Source organism: Sporolactobacillus mangiferae (assembly GCF_023336505.1).
In the GTDB taxonomy this organism is placed as follows: domain Bacteria; phylum Bacillota; class Bacilli; order Bacillales; family Sporolactobacillaceae; genus Sporolactobacillus; species Sporolactobacillus mangiferae.
In genome coordinates this window covers 81749-100820 of sequence record NZ_JAMAST010000005.1, presented here as the reverse complement: position 1 = coordinate 100820, position 19072 = coordinate 81749, and the positions used below count along the sequence as shown (strand labels likewise).

Genomic DNA, 19072 nt, shown 5'->3' with positions numbered 1-19072 from the left:
TTGCGGATAAGTTACGCCGAACCGCTCAAAACTTCAACCGAACTACGGATAAGTTACGCCGAACCCCGCAAATGTTCAAACGAACTATGGATAAGTTACGCCGAACCGCTCAAAACTTCAACCGAACTATGGATAAGTTACGCCGAACCCCGCAAAACTTCAACCGAACTACGGATAAGTTACGCCGAACCTCTCGAAACTTCAACCGAACTACGGATAAGTTACGCCGAACCTCTCGAAACTTCAACCGAATTGCGGATATGTTACACCGAATCGCTCGAAACTTCAACCGAACTACGGATAAGTTACGCCGAACCTCGGAACTTCAACCGAACTACGGATAAGTTACACCGAACCGCTCAAAACTTCAACCGAACTACGGATAAGTTACACCGAACTCCGCAAAACTTCAACCGAACTATGGATAAGTTACGCCGAACCGCTCAAAACTTCATTGGAACAAAATATGGCACATGATCACTGATCGTTACCCATGAATCATCGATTGAGGTCTTTATAATACACCACTTTGCATTTCTTTGAGAGCCTTGAAATGGCGGTCATCCCTCTAAGCAGTAATTTTTGATCCGCTCACGATCGGCGGGTGTGATGCCAAATTCCCGTTCCAGATAATGACCGAACTTGCCATAGGCTCCAAAAATTGCGCCAATCGACGCATCCAGATATTCTTCACGCAGCAGAAAGCCTTCTTCAAAACGTTTGAGCTGCAAACCAGAGACAAACTGTGCAGCCTCAGCAAACAGTTCCTGATGATAGACTTGCAGCGTCTTATTCGAAAGCAGGTAATCATCCATAATGGTCTCGAATGATACGCCCAGGGTCCGCAACAGAAGCATGGCACCGACACCGGTCCGATCCCTGCCACCCGCGCAATGATGCAGCACCGGCAGATTTCGCTCCGGGTTTTTCAGCAGATCCATCAGTCGCTGATACGAAGCGTTCTGAATCGGCATTTTACGATATACCTGTGTAAACTGCTCTGTTGAAAATGTCTTATAGAAGGTCTCCGGATCCCACTCGCTTTTGGCGGTTGTTTTATCCTCTCCGTTCACCGCAATGCGTTCATGGCGTTCCGTACCGATTTGCGGATCAGGCCTCTGGTCTGCCTCCGTCTTGTCCCGATAGTCATAGACGAGCTTGAGGTTGAGCGATTTCAGCCGGCTTTGATCATTAACCGTCATTCCGGTTAAATCCGCCGAACGAAAGAGCAGACCCTTCTTCACTCTTCTTCCGTCACGTGTCTTAATTCCGCCCATATCACGGAAATTATAAATACCTTCAAGCGGGAGTACACGTTTCATCAGTACATTCGTTTCCAAAGACTTCTCCTCTTTTCGTCAGCCTGTTGTTTCCACTTATCATAGCATTAATATATTATTTATTTTATGGAGCCAATGCTAAACTTCTGTCAAATTTGGTCAGTCCGGCAAAAAAATTCAGAATGATTTAACAAATTCCACCGATCGGGTTATCGTTACGGCCATGGCGGGCATTCGAGCGCGTGCTCATACTCAGCTCGATCATGAATAGGTTGGCCATGTGAGATAATGATGAATTGAAAGGGCAGTTCCAGTAGTTTGTGCAGCGCGGATAATACCCGTTCCTTATGCCATGGTGTTGACCAGACGCGTAATTTCCCTTGCCGCTCTGTAAATGCATCAGCAAAAAGAATCGCCTGATACTGAGGCAGCCAAAGCGGCGTTTCATTGCGTCCACGTCCGTCATAGAGCGCAACCATGCCTCCAGGCAATGTATTCCCGGGTTCAATAGGCTCAATACGCACTTTGGGAATATCATTACGCCAGAATAGATAAGGTCCGTAGGCAGTCGCATGATAACGTTCAACAAAAAAATCGACATCACGTACATGATCCGGCTTCAATACGATAATCAGCGTTGGCGGTTCGGCGTCCATTCTTTTCCAGAATACGTCCGCCGATTGATCCGGAGCAATCGGATCGATCAGGGCAATCTCTTCCCCTGCGTGCACACACACTGATGTAACGACCGGATCCCAATCCGCGTCATCCGTCCAATGCGGATGACGCGTCCGCCACAGCCACAGCCCGGGCAACAGATCAATAATTTTCTCGAGCGTCCCGCGCATGATTCGAATCCTCAATTCCATAAAAGATTTCAAATACTTTGTCTTTTATTTTATCATAAATCCTCAGACATGCACTGTTTTCGTTCTTTTACAGAATTGAAAACTTTGACAATGCCACCCGGAGCATCGATATAATCAGTCAAACAGTGTACGCCAATCTGGATCACTTGCGGCTTGAAAGCACAGACCGATTTGCTCACGGGTATTTTTTTCCTCAGAAAGCGGTGGCAGTTCGCTATACGCAAAATACCTGCTCTCAGTTGTCTCAATGTTCGGCATGAATGTTCCTCCGATACGTTGACAAAGTACGAATATCTTGCATACGCCATAAGCATATGCGGGGAGATTATGTGCCTTGCGATCCTGCACAGCGATCAGTCGTAGCGGACGCACATCAAGTCCTGCTTCTTCCCTGACTTCCTTGATTGTGTTCGAGCCAACAGACTGATCAACGTCCACCCAGCCACCGGGCAGCGACCAGGTCCCCGCGTTTTCTCTGACAAGCAAAATACGGTTTTCATCCAAGATGGCCGCCCTTGTCTCCAGTTTCGGTGTCTGATAGCCGGTTTCATTGCAGAAAAGATTTTTAACTTGGTCAAGTGACAGCCCGGTCTTAACGCTCATCATTTCTGCTGCGATTTCCCGAATCCGTGTAAAACGCTCCTGGTCAAACCGGTCATTAGAATACGCGAGCCCCGCCTGAGCCAATGCCTGAAGCTCGACCGCCCAGTTAAGCCAAGACTCATTGTTGCTAAATTGATTGTGTCTTTTCTCCATCATTACCCTCCATTATAGTAAGTGTTTTTATCTCGCCGGCACCGCTCCGCAAATCGCCGCATTGGCGAGAACAATGATTAGACATACTTCAGTACATGAGTATACTGAAAACATCAAAGAAAATGAGGTGGACTCATGACCTACCTGTATAAAATCAGCAAACCAGCATCGGTGAACGCGCAGACTGCGATTCTTTTTACACTGCATGGCGTCGGTTCCAATTATCACGATTTAAGCGATATTCCCGGAACCACTGACAAACATTTTGTACAAATTGATGTGCAAGGCAATCTGCCGTACTTTTCCGGATTCACGTATTATATACCTGACTTCTCAGAGCAGTCGGAAGAACAGGTCATTAATCATACATTACGTGATCTCGATGCATTTTTTGATAAAGTCATCCAAAAAGAAAAACTTTCGGACAAACAGCCGAGATATTTTCTCGGATTCAGTCAGGGTGCTATTTTAAGCCTTTCGTACAGCCTTCTGTATCCGGAAAAGTCATGTGGTGCCGTCATTTTAAGCGGACGGCTGCCTGATTATGTTGCCGCGACAGCCAAAATGGAAGGGGACGAAACTCATGCTGCCTTTTTCATCGGTCATGGGCAATTTGATCCGCTTTTTTCGACTCAGATCAGCCGCGCAACCAGACAATTTCTGGAGCAGCACCATTTTGAGGTCGCCTATAAAGAATATTCAGTCGCTCACGGTGTCAGCCAGGATGAAGTTGCTGACATACGGAACTGGCTTAATCAGCAATTCGAAGCCTGATCTTGTTTCTTCTTATGCGGATCTGCCCAATCAGATGCGAGCATCCCGTAGACGACATGATCGACATAATGATCGTAGAGCCACTCCGCCTGACGGATGCAGCCCTCCTTCTTAAAGCCGAGCCGTTCGGGAATTGCTCGGCTTTTCTTATTTCCTGAAGCAGCGCGAATTTCTACTTTATGCAGACCAGGCGTCTGGAATCAATATTCAGTCATTGCCGAGGCGGCACGTGTCATCACGCCGTGTCCCTGAAAGTCCGTCCCAAGCCAGTAACCGATTTGTCCGATCCTGTTCTGGGCATTCAGCTCATTGAAAGCAACAATTCCCACGGCAGTCTGGCGAAAGAGAATTAACATTGTCAGGCTGCGTTTTTCATCAAACCCTCTTTGCGCACCTCGAATGAAGTGCCGCGTATCTTCAATCGTTTGCGTCAGATCAAGCCAGGGCAGCCATTTGCGCAAGGCACTCCGTGTGGCTTCCGTAAGTTTGAAAACTTGCTTCGCGTCCTGTAGTTCAATGCGCTTTAAAGACAGTTCCTCATCCACTTTGTAAATAGACATGGCATCCTCCCATATTTTTTACTATTGTACCATTTGTCTGATTCATAAAATGAAAATGATCTGTTAAAATAAAAGAAAGCTTGCTTTAGTTGAGTGCAGACAGCTTTTGGAGAAGTGGGCAGGAACGTTTGCTGTCGCACGCGCACTCAGCTGTTCAGTCAGACCCGCCCCATACCTGCGCACGTTCTGCCACAAATTGATTCAGTTCCTTATAAGCAACTTTTGCAATGTAGTAACAGACAAACAGATCATATAAAGCCTATCGCAGCAAAAATAATGATCGGAGCATGACTATGAAAAAGAAATGGATGCTTACGTTTAGTTTTATTGTCTTGCTCATCCTTTCGGGCTGTTCTTCAGATCAGGAACCACCGAATGCCTTTGCGCGTTTTGGTGACACACAGGTCAGAGCGTTGAAGAGCACTTATGAATGGAGTTATGGCTTTCTCAATACAGAAAAAGTTGTCGCCGATTCAAGTTCACCTTCACATATCGCGCGACAAATGAAGACGCAGATCGTCAGGCCCAAAGCGAAGGCAAAAATCACATTTTCCAATCGTTCGAATCCCCGGCTTTCCGCACATGTCTGGAAAAATGACAGAGAGCGCGAAGAACTGCCAATCCGCGACAAGCAGCTTGCCTTGCCCAAGAAAGAGGGCAATTACGTGATCCTGCTTCATGCACGCTGGATGCGCGGCAATGCGTATTATGTGCTTTCCGTTCGTGTCACGACGCATTAATCGATTCACATGCGTCAGCTGGCAATGTTAATCGGTAAGAACGAAAATTGTATGTATGTCAAAAGGCGCGCAGCACTATTTCGGTCTGCACGCCTTTTTCTTATCTAATGTTGAATCACTGTTTTTGCAGCATATCAAACACTTGCTTCACATCTTTGTCGCCGCGGCCGGAAAGATTGACAATAACGCTCTCATCCTTCGGTAATGTTCTGGCAAATTTCATCGCGTAAGCGACCGCATGCGCACTCTCCAGCGCCGGAATGATGCCCTCGATCTTGGAAAGCGTCAGAAAAGCATCGAGTGCTTCCTTACCGGTGACCGTCACATAATCACCACGACCGGAAGCTTTCAAATAGCTGTGCTCAGGTCCGACACCCGGGTAATCCAGCCCGGCGGCAATAGAAAAAGTCGGCTTAGGGTTATTGTGCTCATCCATCAGCGCGTAGCATTTAAAACCGTGAATGACGGCAGGAACACCTTCGGCTATGCTTGCCGCTTCTGCCGGCTCCACGCCGATCAGACGGACGCTCGGTTCATCAAGGTAATGTGCGAAGGCGCCGATTGCGTTGCTGCCTCCGCCAACGCAGGCAATCACAGCGGCCGGAAGCCTGCCTTCCTTTTCCAAAATCTGATGTTTGGATTCCTCGCTGATCACCGATTGAAAGTAATGAACCATGGTCGGATACGGATGGGGTCCGACTGCCGATCCAAGCAGATAATAAGTCGTTTCGTGATTTTCCACTAAATCCTCAAGAGCGGCGTCAACCGCGTCTTTCAGGCGGCCCTGGCCCTTTTCTACAGGCACGACTTTAGCGCCAAGCAGTTCCATCCTGAAGACGTTCAATGCTTGGCGTTCCGTATCATATTTGCCCATATAAATGGTGCACGGTAATCCGAACAGAGCGGCAACAGTTGCTGTCGCAACGCCATGCTGCCCGGCTCCGGTTTCCGCGATAATTCTTTTCGCACCCATTCGTTTTGCCAGCAGAATCTGACCGATGGTATTGTTGATTTTATGGGCGCCTGTATGGTTTAAATCTTCCCGTTTGAGATAAATTCTGGCGCCGCCCATCTGTTCGGTCAAGTTTCTTGCAAGGGTAAGCGGGTTATCGCGCCCCACATACTCTTTCAAATAATGGCGAAATTCTTGGTTGAATTCCGGATCATCGCGATAGTGATCGAAGGCTTCTGCAATTTTCGTTAAAACACGCTGCAAAGCTTCCGGCACATAGCTTCCACCGAATTCACCGAATTTTCCCGTTACTGCTTCTGTGCTCATACTCTTACTCATCTCTGCTCAGCTCCTGTTCTCTTTCGCGTCCTCCCTCCGGAAGACGCCGAAAATAAATAGTATTGCCCCATAAGTTTCCATCAAAGAATCGGTAAAGTCAAGGACTATTTCCAGATAAAATATTCAAATACTTTATCCGCTCACTTCCCGCCGTCCTCCTCAGAGCTACTCGAAATCACGTTCAAAATTCCCAAAAGGCGTACCTTGAAAGGTGCGCATGCCATGATCACCCTCCGCCATCTGTCCATAGTCATTTTCATTGATATGAAATTCAATTCGACCTTCGCTCGCGACTTCAAAGGTTGCATAGTAATTTGTCGAAACAAAAGTTTCATTGCCACCTGACATCCCGGCCCGTTTTCCGACAATTTTTGCAGGTACACTCATGCGCGGCTGATTTGATGACAATGCCGTCATTTTTTTGATCCAATTAAATGCAACACCAATTGTGACAAGTGCAAAGCAGACAAAAATAAAAATCTGCGTTAATTGAAAAGTCGCGCCAAATGAATCATCAAACATTCAAAGCCCCCTGACTGATGAACTGCCATATAATAGAGACAAGCATTTGAGTGAAAATCCTGCATTTGTTCATTATAACAAATGATTTCCTGATCGTGGATTCGACAGAAAGCCGGTGGACTCGTGATTCAAGATAAATACGTGAATTTAAAACAGAGTGAGCAGGGTGCGCTCGTCAGTATTGCGGCCTATCTTATTTTATCCGCACTGAAGCTGTTTATCGGCACGTCCATGAGTTCTCGCGCGCTTCTGGCCGACGGACTGAATAATGTCACCGATATCATTGCTTCGGTCGCCGTGCTGATTGGGCTGAAACTCTCTCGCAGGCCGGCGGACAGTGATCATCCGTACGGTCATTGGCGCAGCGAAACCATTGCCTCCCTGTTTGCTTCTTTTGTAATGATGACTGTGGGCATTCAGGTCTTATACGATGGGGCAAAATCGATCTTCGCAAGCCGCGACAAAACTCCGGATCTTCTCTCGGCCTGGATCGGGCTGTCCTGCGCCGCAGTGATGTTCGCCGTTTACGGATATAATAGGCGATTAGCGCAAAGAACAAAAAGCGCCTCTGTACTTGCAGCCGCAAAAGATAATTTGTCTGACGCATGGGTGAGCGTCGGGGCAAGCGCGGGCATTCTTGGGGCGCAGATTCATCTCCCCTGGCTTGATCCGATCGCTGCTTTTCTGATTGGGGCTTTGATTTGCTGGACGGCATGGACGATTTTCAGAGAATCCTCATACCACTTATCTGACGGGTTCGATGATCGCTTGCTGCATTCCTTTAATCAGATCGTGCTTTCAATAGCCGGCGTCAAAGGTGTCCGCGATATTCGCGGGAGAACCTATGGCAACAATACGATTATTGATCTGGTTATCCTTGTCAACTCGGATATGGATCTGCGCGAAGCCCATCAAATAGCGACACGCGTTGAAAAAGTGCTCACGGAAAAGTATGATGTGTTCGATGTCCACGTGCATGTTGAGCCTGATGAACAGAGATAAACTGACCTGCATGAACCCATCGCCATCTTCTGCATAGAGTATAGCGTTTACGTTACGCCCAAAAGATGGAGGATGACGCGCATGCAAACCAATCTCTCTGCTCCTTCGCTGACGCTGTCTGCCGATTCAACGACATTTGTCGCAGAACGCCGCGACGCGCGAAATTACATCACGCAACTGTTTGGCCCGCAGTTTTCGGCGATCAGGAACGGTTTTTTCAACGCACATATGACCCGTGGGGTGATCATACAACCACACTGGCACACTAATGCCTCAGAAATGGTTTTCATGATCAGCGGTTCTGTGATCACCTCCGTATTCAATCCGTTTACACAGAAGCTGATCAGCAATCAGATCGGACCGGGGCAGGTATCGATGCTGCCAAAAGGCTGGTTCCACTGGATTATCGCACTGACCGATGATGTCCACCTGCTGACCATCTTTGATCAGCCGACTCCGGATGTGGTTTTCGGTTCCGACTTTCTGCGCTTTACCCCTGCGGAAGTCATGAACCGAGCCTATTGTGTGAATCCGCAGATTTATGCTCAGGCAGTGGCACCGATTCAGCAATCAACCATTCTCGGCCCGCCGATCGGATGCATGGAAACAGATACAACGAACACTGAGAATGAATCACCTATCGTGCCGAACCCGCATCATAGTTATTTTGCCTGACTCAGGCAGCCGCCCAAGCTGAAAAAAAGAGGACACCCTGCCGGTCTCCTCTTTTTTTTGAATCTTTCATGAATCTTTTGACTTGGGATCTGTCCAAGGGTTTTGCCGCACATCGGAACTATTCGCATCAACCAAATTATAACGGATTTTCGCCCTTATCCAGTTTCTTTTCCGATTTTATCAAAAACGAAACGGAAACCAGCAGAGCCATAATCACGAGACAGGTCACTGTACCGATCAGGTTCGCCCGGTTCAGCACGAACGTCACAAAGATCAAAGATAATGAAGCAGCTCCGATGATGGTCATATAGGGGAAAACGGCCATTTTGAAAAACGGAACCTTCGGATATGCCGGCCGTAACCTTAGTTCAGCCGCACAGATTGCGATCCAGACGAGACAAATCGTGAAGCCGGGAATACTCATTAATTGATTAATGATCTGTGACGGCGAAAGGTAAGCCAGTACAACACCGACTGCCAGAAAAGTGGAGGTCAGTGCAATGCCACCAAGCGGAACGCCGCTTTTCGACAGTTTTCGAACGAAGCCAGGCGCCTCGCCGCGTTCAGCCATCGCGTACAATGTTCGTGTCGTCGCATAGATGCCGGAGTTGGCTGCGGACAGCACTGCCGTCAGCAGAACAAAGTTCATCAGATGCGGCACGCCCGGCAGACCAACGGCTTCAAATACTTGAATAAACGGACTGCTCTCGGTAGCAGACACACTGCTCCACGGCATCAGACCGCAGATAATGATAATTGGTAAAATGTAGAACATGGCAACCCGAGATACAACACTTTTAATCACTTTCGGCAGAACATGTTCAACGTCTTTTGCTTCGGTTACGGTCAGACCAATGAGCTCTGAACCGCCATATGAAAAAATGACAACCAGAAGTGCGGAGACCGTGCCGCCGAAACCGTTCGGAAAAAAACCGCCATGGCCGAAAATATTTTTTACCGGATCGGCAGGACTCGGAACAATGCCGAATAAGATCAGCAGTCCGAGAATAATAAAAACAATAATTGCACCAATTTTGATCCCTGCAAACCAGAATTCAAACTCACCGTAAAGACTGACCTGAAAAAGATTGATGGTAACGATAAACAAGCCGCACAGACCGGCGAGTACCCATAACGGAACATGTGGCAGCCAATAATTCAAAAAGCTTCCTGCTGCCAGCACCTCAACAACAGTCACAATCATCCAGTTGACCCAGTACAGCCATCCGATGACGATCGACACACGAAAACCAAAGGCTTTGTGCATTAAATGCTGAAGATTCAGTCCCGGATAAGCAATGGCCATCTCCGCCAGAGCAACCATGACAATAAATAGTATGAGACCGCAGACTAAATAGGCAATCGTCACACTTGGACCGGCAATTGATAACGTATCGCCGCTCCCCTTAAAAATGCCCGTGCCGATCATGCCGGCCATTGCCATCAGCATGATATGACGCGGCAGAAGTCCACGTTTCAGTGAACCCGACTTTTCTTCTGTTGCACCCATCGTTTACGTATCCTCTCTTTTTATAGTATGTTCGCTTTAAAGCGGTAAAGCGAACATGTTCTCCATTATAATGGAATCCAGACAGCTGTCAAGCACGGTTTATCGCATGTCCGCCCCTTGCTGTGTACATATTCTGTCACAAACCCAAGCGGCAGACCTTTGGTCAGCATATGCCTATTTTTCTCAGACCATGTGATCTTTCGATGATTGCGTGTACGCAATTGATAGTAAGCTGCCGTCACTTGATCGTATGAAGCAACGAATGGCAAAAGATGCTTATGAGGCAAATGACGATGCTGAAAAAAATGGTTGATTCACCATATTCGCAATCAGGAGCTCAAAAAAAAAGTGACGCTTCTGTCCATATCGGCAATTGGATGTTATATACGAGCAGGGACCAATTAACGGAGCTGCCATTGCCAGAATCCTGACCGTTACCAAAGGCGCAGTATCGAAAATCACGATAAAATTAGTTGCATTCGGCTTGATCAGAAAAGAAAAACGACCGGATAATAAAAAGGAAATCTACTTCACGGCGACTCCTGACGGTATGGAACTTGCACATTGCCATCAGCAAATGCATCAGCTGTTTGATCAGAAGGGGCTTGAACTGTTAAAGACATACAGTGCGAATGAGCTCGATCTGATTGCCGGATTTATTGAAAAAATAACATCGCTGCGAGAAACCGATATGAAGCATGAACTCTGAAGGTTATCAAGGTTTATGAAGAGAACGGTGCACCCTGCTTCAGAAATCATCAGCCACTCTTCTTTTTAAGAAAAAAGGTCAATGCCCACGTCACCGCGCAGAAACCGACAGCAACGAGAAAAGCGGCATTGACACCGTTCAGTGCCGCATCGGTACGCAGTACATGTGCAAGTGCCGGATCGGAAGCCTGCATCCCTTTTTCGGGGAGTTCCCGTTCGGTTACATCGGACATGACACTGATCAAAACGGCTGTCCCGATGGACCCGATCACCGTACGCATCATATTAACCACGGCCGTCCCGTCACTGATCCAAGTGTCAGGCAATGTATTCATGCCTGCTGCTGTTATCGGCATCATGACCATCGCGATGCCGAGAAAGCGGACAGCATAAAGAATCGCCAGTGCGGTGATCTTTGTCGTCATCGTAAGAAACACAAAGGGAAGTGTACTTAAAGTCAGGAGCCCCATTCCGGCAATCGCCAGTCTGCGTATGCCTACCCTGTCGTACACCAGACCGGTCACCGGATTCATGATGCCCATGACCAGCGCCCCGGGAAGCATAACGAGACCCGAGAAAAATGCACTTTCTCCGCGCACCGTTTGAATGTAAATCGGCAGAACGAGTTCGGCTCCGAACATGACCGTCATCAGTGTGCCGCCGGCAAAAACGGAAAACCCGAAAAGCGGCGAACGAAACACGCGAAGATTCAGCATTGGACTCGTGATCGTGCATTCGCGAAACACAAAGCAGGCAACACCAAAAGTGCCCGCTGCAAGTCCGGTTATCACCGGCGCGGATACCCATCCGTAACGGCCGACACTGCTGAATCCGTAAAGCAAGCTGCCAAAACCAAGCGTCGATAGAATCAGCGACAGCTTGTCGATTCTGCGTTCATCCAGCGGAACAATCGTTTTCATGCCTTTCTGTGCAAGCAGCAGAACAATCAGCGCGAGCGGAATAAATGAACAGAAAAGAATGCGCCAGTTAAAATGATCCATTGTCCACCCCGCTGATGTCGGAGCGATCACCCGGGCAAGCGCCAGCACAAGACCATCCAGGCCCATCGCAACGCCCCTTTCCCGCTTTGGAAAGATGAGCAATAGAACGGCCTGCATTAAGGGCAGAATTATTCCTGTGGCAAGTGCCTGAATCAGCCGTCCGATCAGAAGCAATGAGAAATTCGGGGCCGCCGACGCCAATACCGTGCCGGTAAGGAAAAGATACATTGCAGCGATCAGCAGTTTCTTTGAACTGACCCGGTGCATCAGCATGCCTGTAACCGGGATCATGATACCGTTCATCAGCAAAAATCCGGATGTCAGCCATTGACCGGTATCAGCATCAATATGCAAATCATGCATCATTCCGGGAAGCGCTGTCGTGATCACTGTATGATTGGCAACGACACAAAAAGCGCCGAGCAACAAGACGGCGATCAAAAAAAATCGATTGTACGGTTTGCCGTCGCAATCGACTCCGCGCTTATTCATTGGCATCATTCTCCTTCATAAAAGATCTGCACAAATTTCGTATCGCTAGTAGTATGGCTCAAATTAATGCCCTCCACTCATTTTCAGAAGGTGTATCTTGAATGACAGATTCAGCGATAGTTAAAAATGACCAAAGTTATTTCCGGACGGAACTGCTTAAAACGAAAAAAAGGCGCAAAAATCAAAGAAGCAAAACATCCTTTTTTATAGTAGATGCCTTGCTTCTCTATTGTAAGGTCGATTATCCGTTCTTAGAGCTCACTTGCAAGAAGATCCATTAATGGCGGAATCCGTTGATATACTGCTGTGGTACGCCGGCCTCTTTCCGCAGCTGTGCGGCTGCTTCCAGTGTCCAGTATGGATTCCTCAGCATACCGCGACCGACCGCAACAAGATCCGCATCCCCATTGCCGATGACCGCATCTGCAAGCACCGGATCATCCAGACGGCCAACGGCAATGACCGGTGTACCAACTGCTTTCTTGATTTCACGTGCAAAAGGTACTTGATAGGCGGCATGGGTTCCCGGTTTTCCGGCTGCGGCAATCGGTCCTTCTCCGCCTGCGCTGATATGAAAAATATCAACACCCGCCTTTTTATAAGCCTGCGCGAGTTCAATGCTGTGATCCAGCCCATAGCCGCCTTCGACGTACTCAATCGCCGAAATACGCATAATGAGCGGCATATCTGCCGGCATTTCTGATTTTGCCGCCTGCACGACTTCTCTTCCGAATTTGGTGAGATCCTTGCCGTATTCGTCCGTCCGCTTATTCGTATAGGCAGACTGAAACTGATGAATGAGATAACCGTGCGCTCCGTGCAGTTCAATCGTATCGAACCCTGCCTGAACAGCCCGTTTGACCGCCTGAGCAAATTTCTCCGGCATCGCCTTCACTTCATCAGTCGTCAGCGCGCGCGGCGATTTGTATTTCTCATTAAATGCGATTGGGGACGGCGCAACCGGTGTCGGTGCATCCTCAGCTTTGCGGCCGGCATGGGCAATCTGAACAGCCACTTTGGCACCGTGTTGGTGGCACGCCTCAACAATTCGAGCAAGCGGCAGAATCTGCTCATCGGACCACAGACCAAGATCATAATCCGATATTCTGCCATCCGGTTCGACATCCGTCATCTCTATGATCACAAGTCCCGTACCGCCGACGGCTCGGCTGACATAGTGAACAAAATGCCAGTCTGTTGCAATGCCGTCTTTTTTTTCAACCGAATACTGGCACATCGGCGGCATGACAACACGGTTTTTCAGTTCAAGTCCCTTGTATGTCCATGGTGTAAAAAGATCAATCATTTGGGTCACTCCTTTAGTTATTCAACTTTAATTTTGCATGTAAAAGTTGATTTCGCGATTTTTGTATTGAAAATTTTCCAAGCCGGATCAGTTCTTTTACTCGAAACATGATAAAAGAATCTCTAACGAAATGCTGCTCCATTGTCCTTCCGATAACCTCGCCAACAAGCCGAATACCAAGCAATCCTTTTTCATTTTCTTTTTCTCGTAACAGATTTTTGGCTGTATCGAGAATGATCGGATCAAAATAATCCACATCGACAGGATGAATGCGCCCGTTTGTCCAAATCCGCAAAACAGCCGGATCCCGGGCCAGGCGCTGCCACTCCCGCTCCATGCGTTGACGCTCCTGAACGTTGAGCAGCGGCTGATGAACATATTTTCTAAGTAGCATCCCCAGGGTTAGCGGAGCGAGTTCGCCGGTATATGTGTAAAGAATGCCCTCACCATTCTTCTCAAATAATCGTCTATAGTGATTGGATTGATTCATGACGCGAATTTCATGGGTTCCGTAGAAGATGAAGAATAAAGCAGAGACCGGTCTGTTCGCATGCATTATCAGAAGTCCAAATAATAATGGGGATATGATCAGGAATAGCACGAATCGCCTTCACGCTCTCAGAAATCGGGTGCTCGCCTTCTTCACTGAATTCTGTGAACGTTTCCTGAATCCATGCTTCCCGTTCTGCCATTCCGCTCTGATCGTCCAAATGCGACAGTGGTCCTATTGATAAATCGGAGGAAAGCGCAATCACCCGTTTCTGTCTGACCTCAAGCCCGCTCAATGCGACACGAAGGCTCCCGGCTGCTGATTCCCCGCACACGATGTGCACTTGATTCAAATCCTGTTGCGTCAGCGGCTGTCCCGTCTGTAACTGCTGTATATCGCTGAACATATGATTTAACAAACTGATAACTCTTTTTTCGCCGTCTGGCATGTCGCCAGCGGCGGCCGTTTCTGTATAGAGACGCAGCAAAAGACGCTTGGCCTCCCGCTCTGTTAATTGATCGAGTGCCTCAACAAAGTTATCATACATCCGCCTCCCCCTCTCATGATCATTGGAAAATCAGCCGCTAATCATTCCTTTGCATAGCTCGCTTCAATGGCCCGTAATCGTTCATAAAGGAAATCGTTAACCGGTGTCGGGATGCCATGTTTCTTCCCCAACTGGCGTATAGTACCCGCAAACAGATCTACCTCGGTCCTCCGATGCTGCAGCGTATCCTGGCGCATCGACGGCATGCCTTCCGGATTGAGTTCGTCATTTATTTTCAGCCATCCGGCAATCTCGTCCTCCCGCAGGGGTACACCTTCCGCATTGGCGACTTTAACTACTTCTTTCATTGCTGCAATCACCGTATCACGCGGCTTTCCTGGAACCTGAATGCCACCATAACCGGTTTCAAAGACAGCCGTCGACTGATTCACCCCTGTATTAACCATCAGCTTGCTCCACATTTTGTGCATGATATGCTCGGGGATTTCATATGGAATTTCTGTTCGCTCAAACAACTGTTGAAGCGCAGCCACTTTCTCGCTGCGCGTATCATCGCGCTCACCGAAGCTGACAAAACCGATTTTCGTATAAGTCAACTGATTGCCTATTTTTGAAGCATCCATCCCGGCGACAATGCAATAAAGCAGCTGATCAAAACCGAACGCCTCACCAATAAGCTGCTCACTGCTGATCCCATTCAAAAACGAAATAAGAATCGTATTCGGCCCTACCTGATTGCGTGCACTTTCAATGGCACCTTGCAATCCGTTGAACTTCACCGTAAAAATCAGCAAGCCTGCCGGTTCTGCCTGATCGTTTGCATCCACATAGTGAAAATCGCAGCGCTCGCCATTGCAAAAAATCCCTTCCTTTTCGTACCGCTCAATCCGATTCCGATCGGCAACAATACGTACTGCATCCTTTCCCAAATGATCCGCTAAATGTTTGCCGTACATAATGCCAAGTGCGCCGAGTCCGACGATCGCGACCGTCCTGATCTCCATGCCACCGCCCCCTGTCCCCTGTGTTTTAGAAAACTTGGCTTTGCCAGGCCTCTGGCGAAGGCAAAGCTGCCACCGCACTTATACTATAATCCGCTAAGTTTTAAACATTCTTATAGTACAAAAAAGCCTGTCTATGCTAAGTATATACGCTCAGTGCCAACTATGGAAAACGGTATGCTTGCAGGTCGGCAAACCATTGCTTCGTCCGAGTGTTCCTTTTCAACACTTCTCCACTGTTCTTGCCGGCATCTTATCTTTTCATTATCTTCGATTCATTGAAATTACACGACTAACTTGTTCAGCTTAATATAGACAATAACGAAAATTATTGTTATATTTAATGTATAACAGATATAACAAAGGAGATGATGATTTTGCTTCTGCAGATTGATTTTGCATCGGATCGGCCGATCTATATGCAGATTCGCGATAGCATTGTAACCGGCATTGCATCGGGAACGCTGAAAGACGGCGACTCTCTGCCTTCCGTTCGAACACTTGGAACGGAGATTGGAGTCAATCTCCATACTGTGAATAAGGCCTATCAGCTGCTTCAAAGTGAAGGCTTTATTGAGATACAGCGCAGACGCGGGACGTTCATTAAGGCAGACAGCACCGCAAAAAACGCAGCGGATTTTCTGGAAAAATACGGTAAAACATTAAAAATCATCGTTTCCGAAGCGGTCACACGCCGCGTCGATCGCGCCGTACTTCATCAAATGATTGATCATATGTATGATGAATTGGAGGGAACAAAGTCATGAATGTTATTGTTTCGATGGGTACGTTCATCTTTATTGCTGTACTGTTTATTGCCCAGCCGTGGTTTTCAAGAAAAAACGTTCTGTTCGGTGTGGTCTTTGCAGACGACGCTGTCACACGGAATAAGTCTGCCTGGTTGATTAAACGCCGTTATCTGGCCGAAGCGTCAGGTTGTGCAGCCCTCTTACTGTTCACTGATCTTCTTTTCTTTTTTATGATGAAAAACGAGACCTTTCTTACATCTGTTTATACCTTCACCATCGTTGCACTGGTCTTTATTGAAACCTTACTATTTATACTTGCCAATCGTCGCACGGTGCGATTGAAGAAAACGATGCAGCCGGACCCCGGACTTTCTGCCAATAAAATGATCGTGGAACTTGGCAAAAGTGATCACGAGACCGTGCTTTCCGTGTACTGGCTCTTCATACTGCTGCCGATTTTCCTTGCAACAGTGGCCGTCACTGTACTCGGTTATCGCTATATGCCTGATATGATCCCGACGCATTTCGGCATCTATGGTCCGGATCGATGGGCGCCGAAATCCTGGACAGTCGTTTTTACACCCGTTCTTCTGGAGCTTGCGCTTTGCACAGTCATTCTGTTTATCCGCCGCGCACCCGCATCTGTAAAAGGTAACCCAAACGCGGCGCCAGGATATGTACGTTATCGGAAAATGATGAGTCTGCTGATGCTCGGTTTTGCTCTTCTGACCGAACTGATCTTTCTGCTTACCGTCATTCGCTTTCTGACACCAATCCCGCAGTTATGGCTCACAATCGTCTTATTGGCGAACATCGGCCTGATCATCGCATTATTCATCTTTTATGTTCGATTCGCTCGAAACCGGAAAGGCACCGGACCGATTCTCGATGACGACACAAAATGGATTTTCGGTTTATTTTATTTCAATCGTTCTGATCCTTCCATTTTTATTGAAAAACGGGTCGGTATCGGTTATACAATCAATATGGCTCGTCCGAGTGCCTGGATCATTCTGCTTGCACTCATTGTCATCAGCATCGCTGCTGTCTGGAATCATTGATCACAGGCAACAGCAGCTGGCTTCTGTGTAATCACCTAATTTCTTCTCCCTCATAAACTGTTGGGGAACAAAAATCAGGTGGTGGCGTATATGTTTTACAATGAAGAACAGGATCGTCAAATGAATCCGTCTGCGGTTTCTGAAAACTTTGCAGCTGAAGTGCTCAAAGCGGTTCAGGGTGAAGCAACCGCAATCGACTTTTACGGACGGCTGGCAGAAGCAGCTCCCAGTGAGGACATGAAATCAGCCATTCTCGGCATTCGCCAGGATGAACAGGACCACTTTCAGCTGTTCAGCTGGCTCTACATCCGGCTTACCGGTACGCAGCCGGCCTTTCAGGTGACACCGGTCCGGTTTCAATCGTTTTCCGAAGGACTGCGAATCGCCTATCATGACGAACTTAAAGACTATGAAACGTACCGCAATCTTTATTTGATGACTCAGGATCCGACCATTCGCAACATCTTATTGAGAGCGTTCACTGATGAGATTAAGCATGCCATTCGTTTCGGGCTGATGACGACCTCACTGTCATGATTTCACCATAACGAATTCATTGCCTGTCCGGACTTCATAAGATCCGGTCAGGTTTTTTTCTTGTTCTTCCCACCTGCTATAATGGGGAGAAACATACAAAGCCTTTCACTAGAATTTGGAAGGCGCTGAAGAAGGAGATTGATTATGCTTCGCATTCAAAGTATCGCACTCCCGGAAAATGGCAGAGTCATCGTGATTTCCGATATTCATGGCGACTTGCAGCTGCTTCAGGCACTGCTTGAGCAGGTTCATTATACTCCCGACGATACTTTAATTATCAATGGAGATTTATGTGAGCGGGGGCCAAACAGCCTGGGCGTCATTCGTTTCGCAAAAAAACTGACAGAAGAGAGCAACCATACATACATTACTGAAGGAAATTGTGATCGGTTGATTCACCATGTTTTTGATCAGGATCCGACGGTGTTCGAGCATCTGGCACGTAACCCGCACTCAATTATGAATGAATGGCTTCACGAACGTGGGAAAAAAGCTGGCGATTTTGATTCGGTCTCCGCATTGAGCGATTTTTACAGGAAACAATACGGCGCTGAAATTGACTGGCTGTTCTCTTTTCCTGCCGCGCTTGAAACTGACCGTTATCTCTTTATTCATGCAGGAATTGAGGATCGCAGTGATTGGGGAAGAACCAGTCACAAATCCGCAGTGGCCCTTCCTCATTTTTATACCGGCAGCCATCAATGCATGAAAACCGTTGTTGTCGGCCACTGGCCGGTCGTCAACTATCGCAGCGAAGCAGTCACCTGTCACAATCCGATCATTGACCCGAACAAACGGATGATCTGCATAGACGGCGGCAACCAGATCCGCGTCGACGGGCAGCTGAATGCCTTGATCATTCACCGCCATCCACAGGGCGACAAGATCACATGGACCTATGTCGATCATTTTCATCATTACCGTTCCGTCAAGAAAGATTATCAGCCGCCGAACGATTTTGTCGGTACGCTGAACTATCCGAACTATCAGGTTAAATTGCTCAGGCCGTGCAAACACTTCAGTCTCTGTGAAAATATCAATCTCGGCCTGAAGCAGTGGATCAAAAATGAATATTTGGAAAGCAGAGACGACGGTCTTTTTGCCTCAAATGATGTCAGTGCAACCGGACTTGCCGTTGCCGCGCATGACCGTATAGCAGTGATCGATGACACCTGCAGCGGCTATACGCTCGTCAAAAAGAACGGTACAGTCGGGTGGATACCGAATTCCGTTTTGTAAA

At 47.8% G+C, this 19072-nt stretch carries 22 protein-coding genes; 9 read left to right on the top strand and 13 right to left on the bottom strand.

Going from position 1 to position 19072, the window contains the following annotated elements:
- Positions 1-560 precede the first annotated feature (560 nt).
- The 3 genes from M3N64_RS06975 to M3N64_RS06965 all read right to left on the bottom strand — a co-directional run bounded on the left by M3N64_RS06975 (position 561) and on the right by M3N64_RS06965 (position 2905).
- Positions 561-1340 carry a tyrosine-protein phosphatase gene (locus tag M3N64_RS06975; RefSeq protein WP_249100172.1) on the bottom strand — a complete coding sequence of 260 codons (780 nt, stop codon included), beginning with the start codon at positions 1338-1340 and terminating at the stop codon, positions 561-563.
- Positions 1341-1495: 155 nt separating this feature from the next.
- Positions 1496-2128, bottom strand: a complete 633-nt coding sequence (locus M3N64_RS06970; RefSeq protein ID WP_249100169.1) for an MBL fold metallo-hydrolase — start codon at positions 2126-2128, stop codon at positions 1496-1498.
- Positions 2129-2263: 135 nt separating this feature from the next.
- Complete coding sequence (locus M3N64_RS06965) at positions 2264-2905, bottom strand: NUDIX hydrolase N-terminal domain-containing protein (RefSeq protein WP_249100166.1); 642 nt, start codon at positions 2903-2905, stop codon at positions 2264-2266.
- 135 nt (positions 2906-3040) lie between these two features.
- Here M3N64_RS06965 and M3N64_RS06960 point away from each other — a divergent pair, with 135 nt between their 5' ends.
- Positions 3041-3679, top strand: coding sequence for an alpha/beta hydrolase (locus M3N64_RS06960; RefSeq protein WP_249100163.1), 639 nt, complete (start codon positions 3041-3043; stop codon positions 3677-3679).
- Between the two features lie 200 nt (positions 3680-3879).
- On the opposite strand, the gene M3N64_RS14190 is transcribed toward M3N64_RS06960, so the two are convergent.
- The gene (locus tag M3N64_RS14190) at positions 3880-4239 is read right to left on the bottom strand and encodes a GNAT family N-acetyltransferase (RefSeq protein WP_368389901.1); all 360 of its coding nucleotides are present in this window, start codon (positions 4237-4239) and stop codon (positions 3880-3882) included.
- 293 nt (positions 4240-4532) lie between these two features.
- Here M3N64_RS14190 and M3N64_RS06950 point away from each other — a divergent pair, with 293 nt between their 5' ends.
- Positions 4533-4979 (top strand): hypothetical protein, encoded by a 447-nt coding sequence (locus tag M3N64_RS06950; protein ID WP_249100160.1) that lies wholly within the window; start codon positions 4533-4535, stop codon positions 4977-4979.
- Positions 4980-5094: 115 nt separating this feature from the next.
- Here M3N64_RS06950 and trpB read toward each other — a convergent pair whose 3' ends face one another.
- Both trpB and M3N64_RS06940 read right to left on the bottom strand, forming a co-directional pair.
- Entirely contained in the window at positions 5095-6270 is a 1176-nt protein-coding gene (gene trpB, locus M3N64_RS06945; RefSeq protein WP_249100156.1) for a tryptophan synthase subunit beta, read from the bottom strand.
- A gap of 165 nt (positions 6271-6435) precedes the next feature.
- Positions 6436-6792: a DUF2500 domain-containing protein gene (locus tag M3N64_RS06940; RefSeq protein WP_249100153.1), complete on the bottom strand. Its 357-nt coding sequence runs from the start codon at positions 6790-6792 to the stop codon at positions 6436-6438.
- A gap of 123 nt (positions 6793-6915) precedes the next feature.
- On the opposite strand from M3N64_RS06940, the gene M3N64_RS06935 reads away from it, so the two are divergent.
- Both M3N64_RS06935 and M3N64_RS06930 read left to right on the top strand, forming a co-directional pair.
- Positions 6916-7794 (top strand): cation diffusion facilitator family transporter, encoded by an 879-nt coding sequence (locus tag M3N64_RS06935; protein WP_249100150.1) that lies wholly within the window; start codon positions 6916-6918, stop codon positions 7792-7794.
- A gap of 81 nt (positions 7795-7875) precedes the next feature.
- A complete protein-coding gene (locus M3N64_RS06930) occupies positions 7876-8469 on the top strand; it encodes a cupin domain-containing protein (protein ID WP_249100147.1) in 594 nt (197 codons plus the stop codon).
- Positions 8470-8605: 136 nt separating this feature from the next.
- On the opposite strand, the gene M3N64_RS06925 is transcribed toward M3N64_RS06930, so the two are convergent.
- Both M3N64_RS06925 and M3N64_RS14285 read right to left on the bottom strand, forming a co-directional pair.
- The gene (locus M3N64_RS06925) at positions 8606-9979 is read right to left on the bottom strand and encodes an amino acid permease (protein ID WP_249100145.1); all 1374 of its coding nucleotides are present in this window, start codon (positions 9977-9979) and stop codon (positions 8606-8608) included.
- A 65-nt stretch (positions 9980-10044) separates the two neighbouring features.
- Positions 10045-10248, bottom strand: a complete 204-nt coding sequence (locus M3N64_RS14285; protein WP_497007933.1) for a hypothetical protein — start codon at positions 10246-10248, stop codon at positions 10045-10047.
- Positions 10249-10352: 104 nt separating this feature from the next.
- Here M3N64_RS14285 and M3N64_RS06920 point away from each other — a divergent pair, with 104 nt between their 5' ends.
- Positions 10353-10688 (top strand): MarR family transcriptional regulator, encoded by a 336-nt coding sequence (locus M3N64_RS06920; protein WP_249100142.1) that lies wholly within the window; start codon positions 10353-10355, stop codon positions 10686-10688.
- A 49-nt stretch (positions 10689-10737) separates the two neighbouring features.
- Here M3N64_RS06920 and M3N64_RS06915 read toward each other — a convergent pair whose 3' ends face one another.
- From M3N64_RS06915 to M3N64_RS06895, 5 genes are all read right to left on the bottom strand, one after another.
- Entirely contained in the window at positions 10738-12180 is a 1443-nt protein-coding gene (locus tag M3N64_RS06915; RefSeq protein ID WP_249100139.1) for an MDR family MFS transporter, read from the bottom strand.
- 277 nt (positions 12181-12457) lie between these two features.
- A complete protein-coding gene (locus M3N64_RS06910) occupies positions 12458-13486 on the bottom strand; it encodes an NADH:flavin oxidoreductase/NADH oxidase (RefSeq protein ID WP_249100135.1) in 1029 nt (342 codons plus the stop codon).
- Positions 13487-13499: 13 nt separating this feature from the next.
- Positions 13500-13976 (bottom strand): DUF3658 domain-containing protein, encoded by a 477-nt coding sequence (locus M3N64_RS06905; RefSeq protein ID WP_249100132.1) that lies wholly within the window; start codon positions 13974-13976, stop codon positions 13500-13502.
- A 10-nt stretch (positions 13977-13986) separates the two neighbouring features.
- Positions 13987-14523 (bottom strand): DUF1835 domain-containing protein, encoded by a 537-nt coding sequence (locus M3N64_RS06900; RefSeq protein WP_249100129.1) that lies wholly within the window; start codon positions 14521-14523, stop codon positions 13987-13989.
- 41 nt (positions 14524-14564) lie between these two features.
- Positions 14565-15488, bottom strand: coding sequence for a ketopantoate reductase family protein (locus M3N64_RS06895; RefSeq protein ID WP_249100125.1), 924 nt, complete (start codon positions 15486-15488; stop codon positions 14565-14567).
- A gap of 374 nt (positions 15489-15862) precedes the next feature.
- Here M3N64_RS06895 and M3N64_RS06890 point away from each other — a divergent pair, with 374 nt between their 5' ends.
- The 4 genes from M3N64_RS06890 to M3N64_RS06875 all read left to right on the top strand — a co-directional run bounded on the left by M3N64_RS06890 (position 15863) and on the right by M3N64_RS06875 (position 19071).
- Positions 15863-16252, top strand: coding sequence for a GntR family transcriptional regulator (locus M3N64_RS06890; RefSeq protein WP_249100122.1), 390 nt, complete (start codon positions 15863-15865; stop codon positions 16250-16252).
- Positions 16249-17295, top strand: coding sequence for a DUF1648 domain-containing protein (locus M3N64_RS06885; protein ID WP_249100119.1), 1047 nt, complete (start codon positions 16249-16251; stop codon positions 17293-17295). Before M3N64_RS06890 ends, M3N64_RS06885 begins: the two co-directional genes overlap by 4 nt.
- A 90-nt stretch (positions 17296-17385) precedes the next feature.
- Complete coding sequence (locus M3N64_RS06880; protein WP_249100115.1) at positions 17386-17832, top strand: ferritin family protein; 447 nt, start codon at positions 17386-17388, stop codon at positions 17830-17832.
- 144 nt (positions 17833-17976) lie between these two features.
- A complete protein-coding gene (locus M3N64_RS06875) occupies positions 17977-19071 on the top strand; it encodes a metallophosphoesterase (RefSeq protein ID WP_249100112.1) in 1095 nt (364 codons plus the stop codon).
- The last annotated feature ends 1 nt before the right edge of the window (position 19072 follow it).

Excerpts from the sequence above, each read along its gene's own strand:
- M3N64_RS06915 (WP_249100139.1), bottom strand. The coding sequence starts at position 12,180 with ATGAATAAGCGCGGAGTCGATTGCGACGGCAAACCGTACAATCGATTT.
- M3N64_RS06875 (WP_249100112.1), top strand. The coding sequence starts at position 17,977 with ATGCTTCGCATTCAAAGTATCGCACTCCCGGAAAATGGCAGAGTCATC.
- M3N64_RS06880 (WP_249100115.1), top strand. The coding sequence starts at position 17,386 with ATGTTTTACAATGAAGAACAGGATCGTCAAATGAATCCGTCTGCGGTT.
- trpB (WP_249100156.1), bottom strand. The coding sequence starts at position 6,270 with ATGAGTAAGAGTATGAGCACAGAAGCAGTAACGGGAAAATTCGGTGAA.
- M3N64_RS06940 (WP_249100153.1), bottom strand. The coding sequence starts at position 6,792 with ATGTTTGATGATTCATTTGGCGCGACTTTTCAATTAACGCAGATTTTT.
- M3N64_RS06910 (WP_249100135.1), bottom strand. The coding sequence starts at position 13,486 with ATGATTGATCTTTTTACACCATGGACATACAAGGGACTTGAACTGAAA.
- M3N64_RS06925 (WP_249100145.1), bottom strand. The coding sequence starts at position 9,979 with ATGGGTGCAACAGAAGAAAAGTCGGGTTCACTGAAACGTGGACTTCTG.
- M3N64_RS06965 (WP_249100166.1), bottom strand. The coding sequence starts at position 2,905 with ATGGAGAAAAGACACAATCAATTTAGCAACAATGAGTCTTGGCTTAAC.
- M3N64_RS06970 (WP_249100169.1), bottom strand. The coding sequence starts at position 2,128 with ATGCGCGGGACGCTCGAGAAAATTATTGATCTGTTGCCCGGGCTGTGG.
- M3N64_RS06900 (WP_249100129.1), bottom strand. The coding sequence starts at position 14,523 with ATGTATGATAACTTTGTTGAGGCACTCGATCAATTAACAGAGCGGGAG.
- M3N64_RS06930 (WP_249100147.1), top strand. The coding sequence starts at position 7,876 with ATGCAAACCAATCTCTCTGCTCCTTCGCTGACGCTGTCTGCCGATTCA.
- M3N64_RS06960 (WP_249100163.1), top strand. The coding sequence starts at position 3,041 with ATGACCTACCTGTATAAAATCAGCAAACCAGCATCGGTGAACGCGCAG.
- M3N64_RS06950 (WP_249100160.1), top strand. The coding sequence starts at position 4,533 with ATGAAAAAGAAATGGATGCTTACGTTTAGTTTTATTGTCTTGCTCATC.
- M3N64_RS06895 (WP_249100125.1), bottom strand. The coding sequence starts at position 15,488 with ATGGAGATCAGGACGGTCGCGATCGTCGGACTCGGCGCACTTGGCATT.
- M3N64_RS06905 (WP_249100132.1), bottom strand. The coding sequence starts at position 13,976 with ATGAATCAATCCAATCACTATAGACGATTATTTGAGAAGAATGGTGAG.
- M3N64_RS14190 (WP_368389901.1), bottom strand. The coding sequence starts at position 4,239 with ATGTCTATTTACAAAGTGGATGAGGAACTGTCTTTAAAGCGCATTGAA.
- M3N64_RS06885 (WP_249100119.1), top strand. The coding sequence starts at position 16,249 with ATGAATGTTATTGTTTCGATGGGTACGTTCATCTTTATTGCTGTACTG.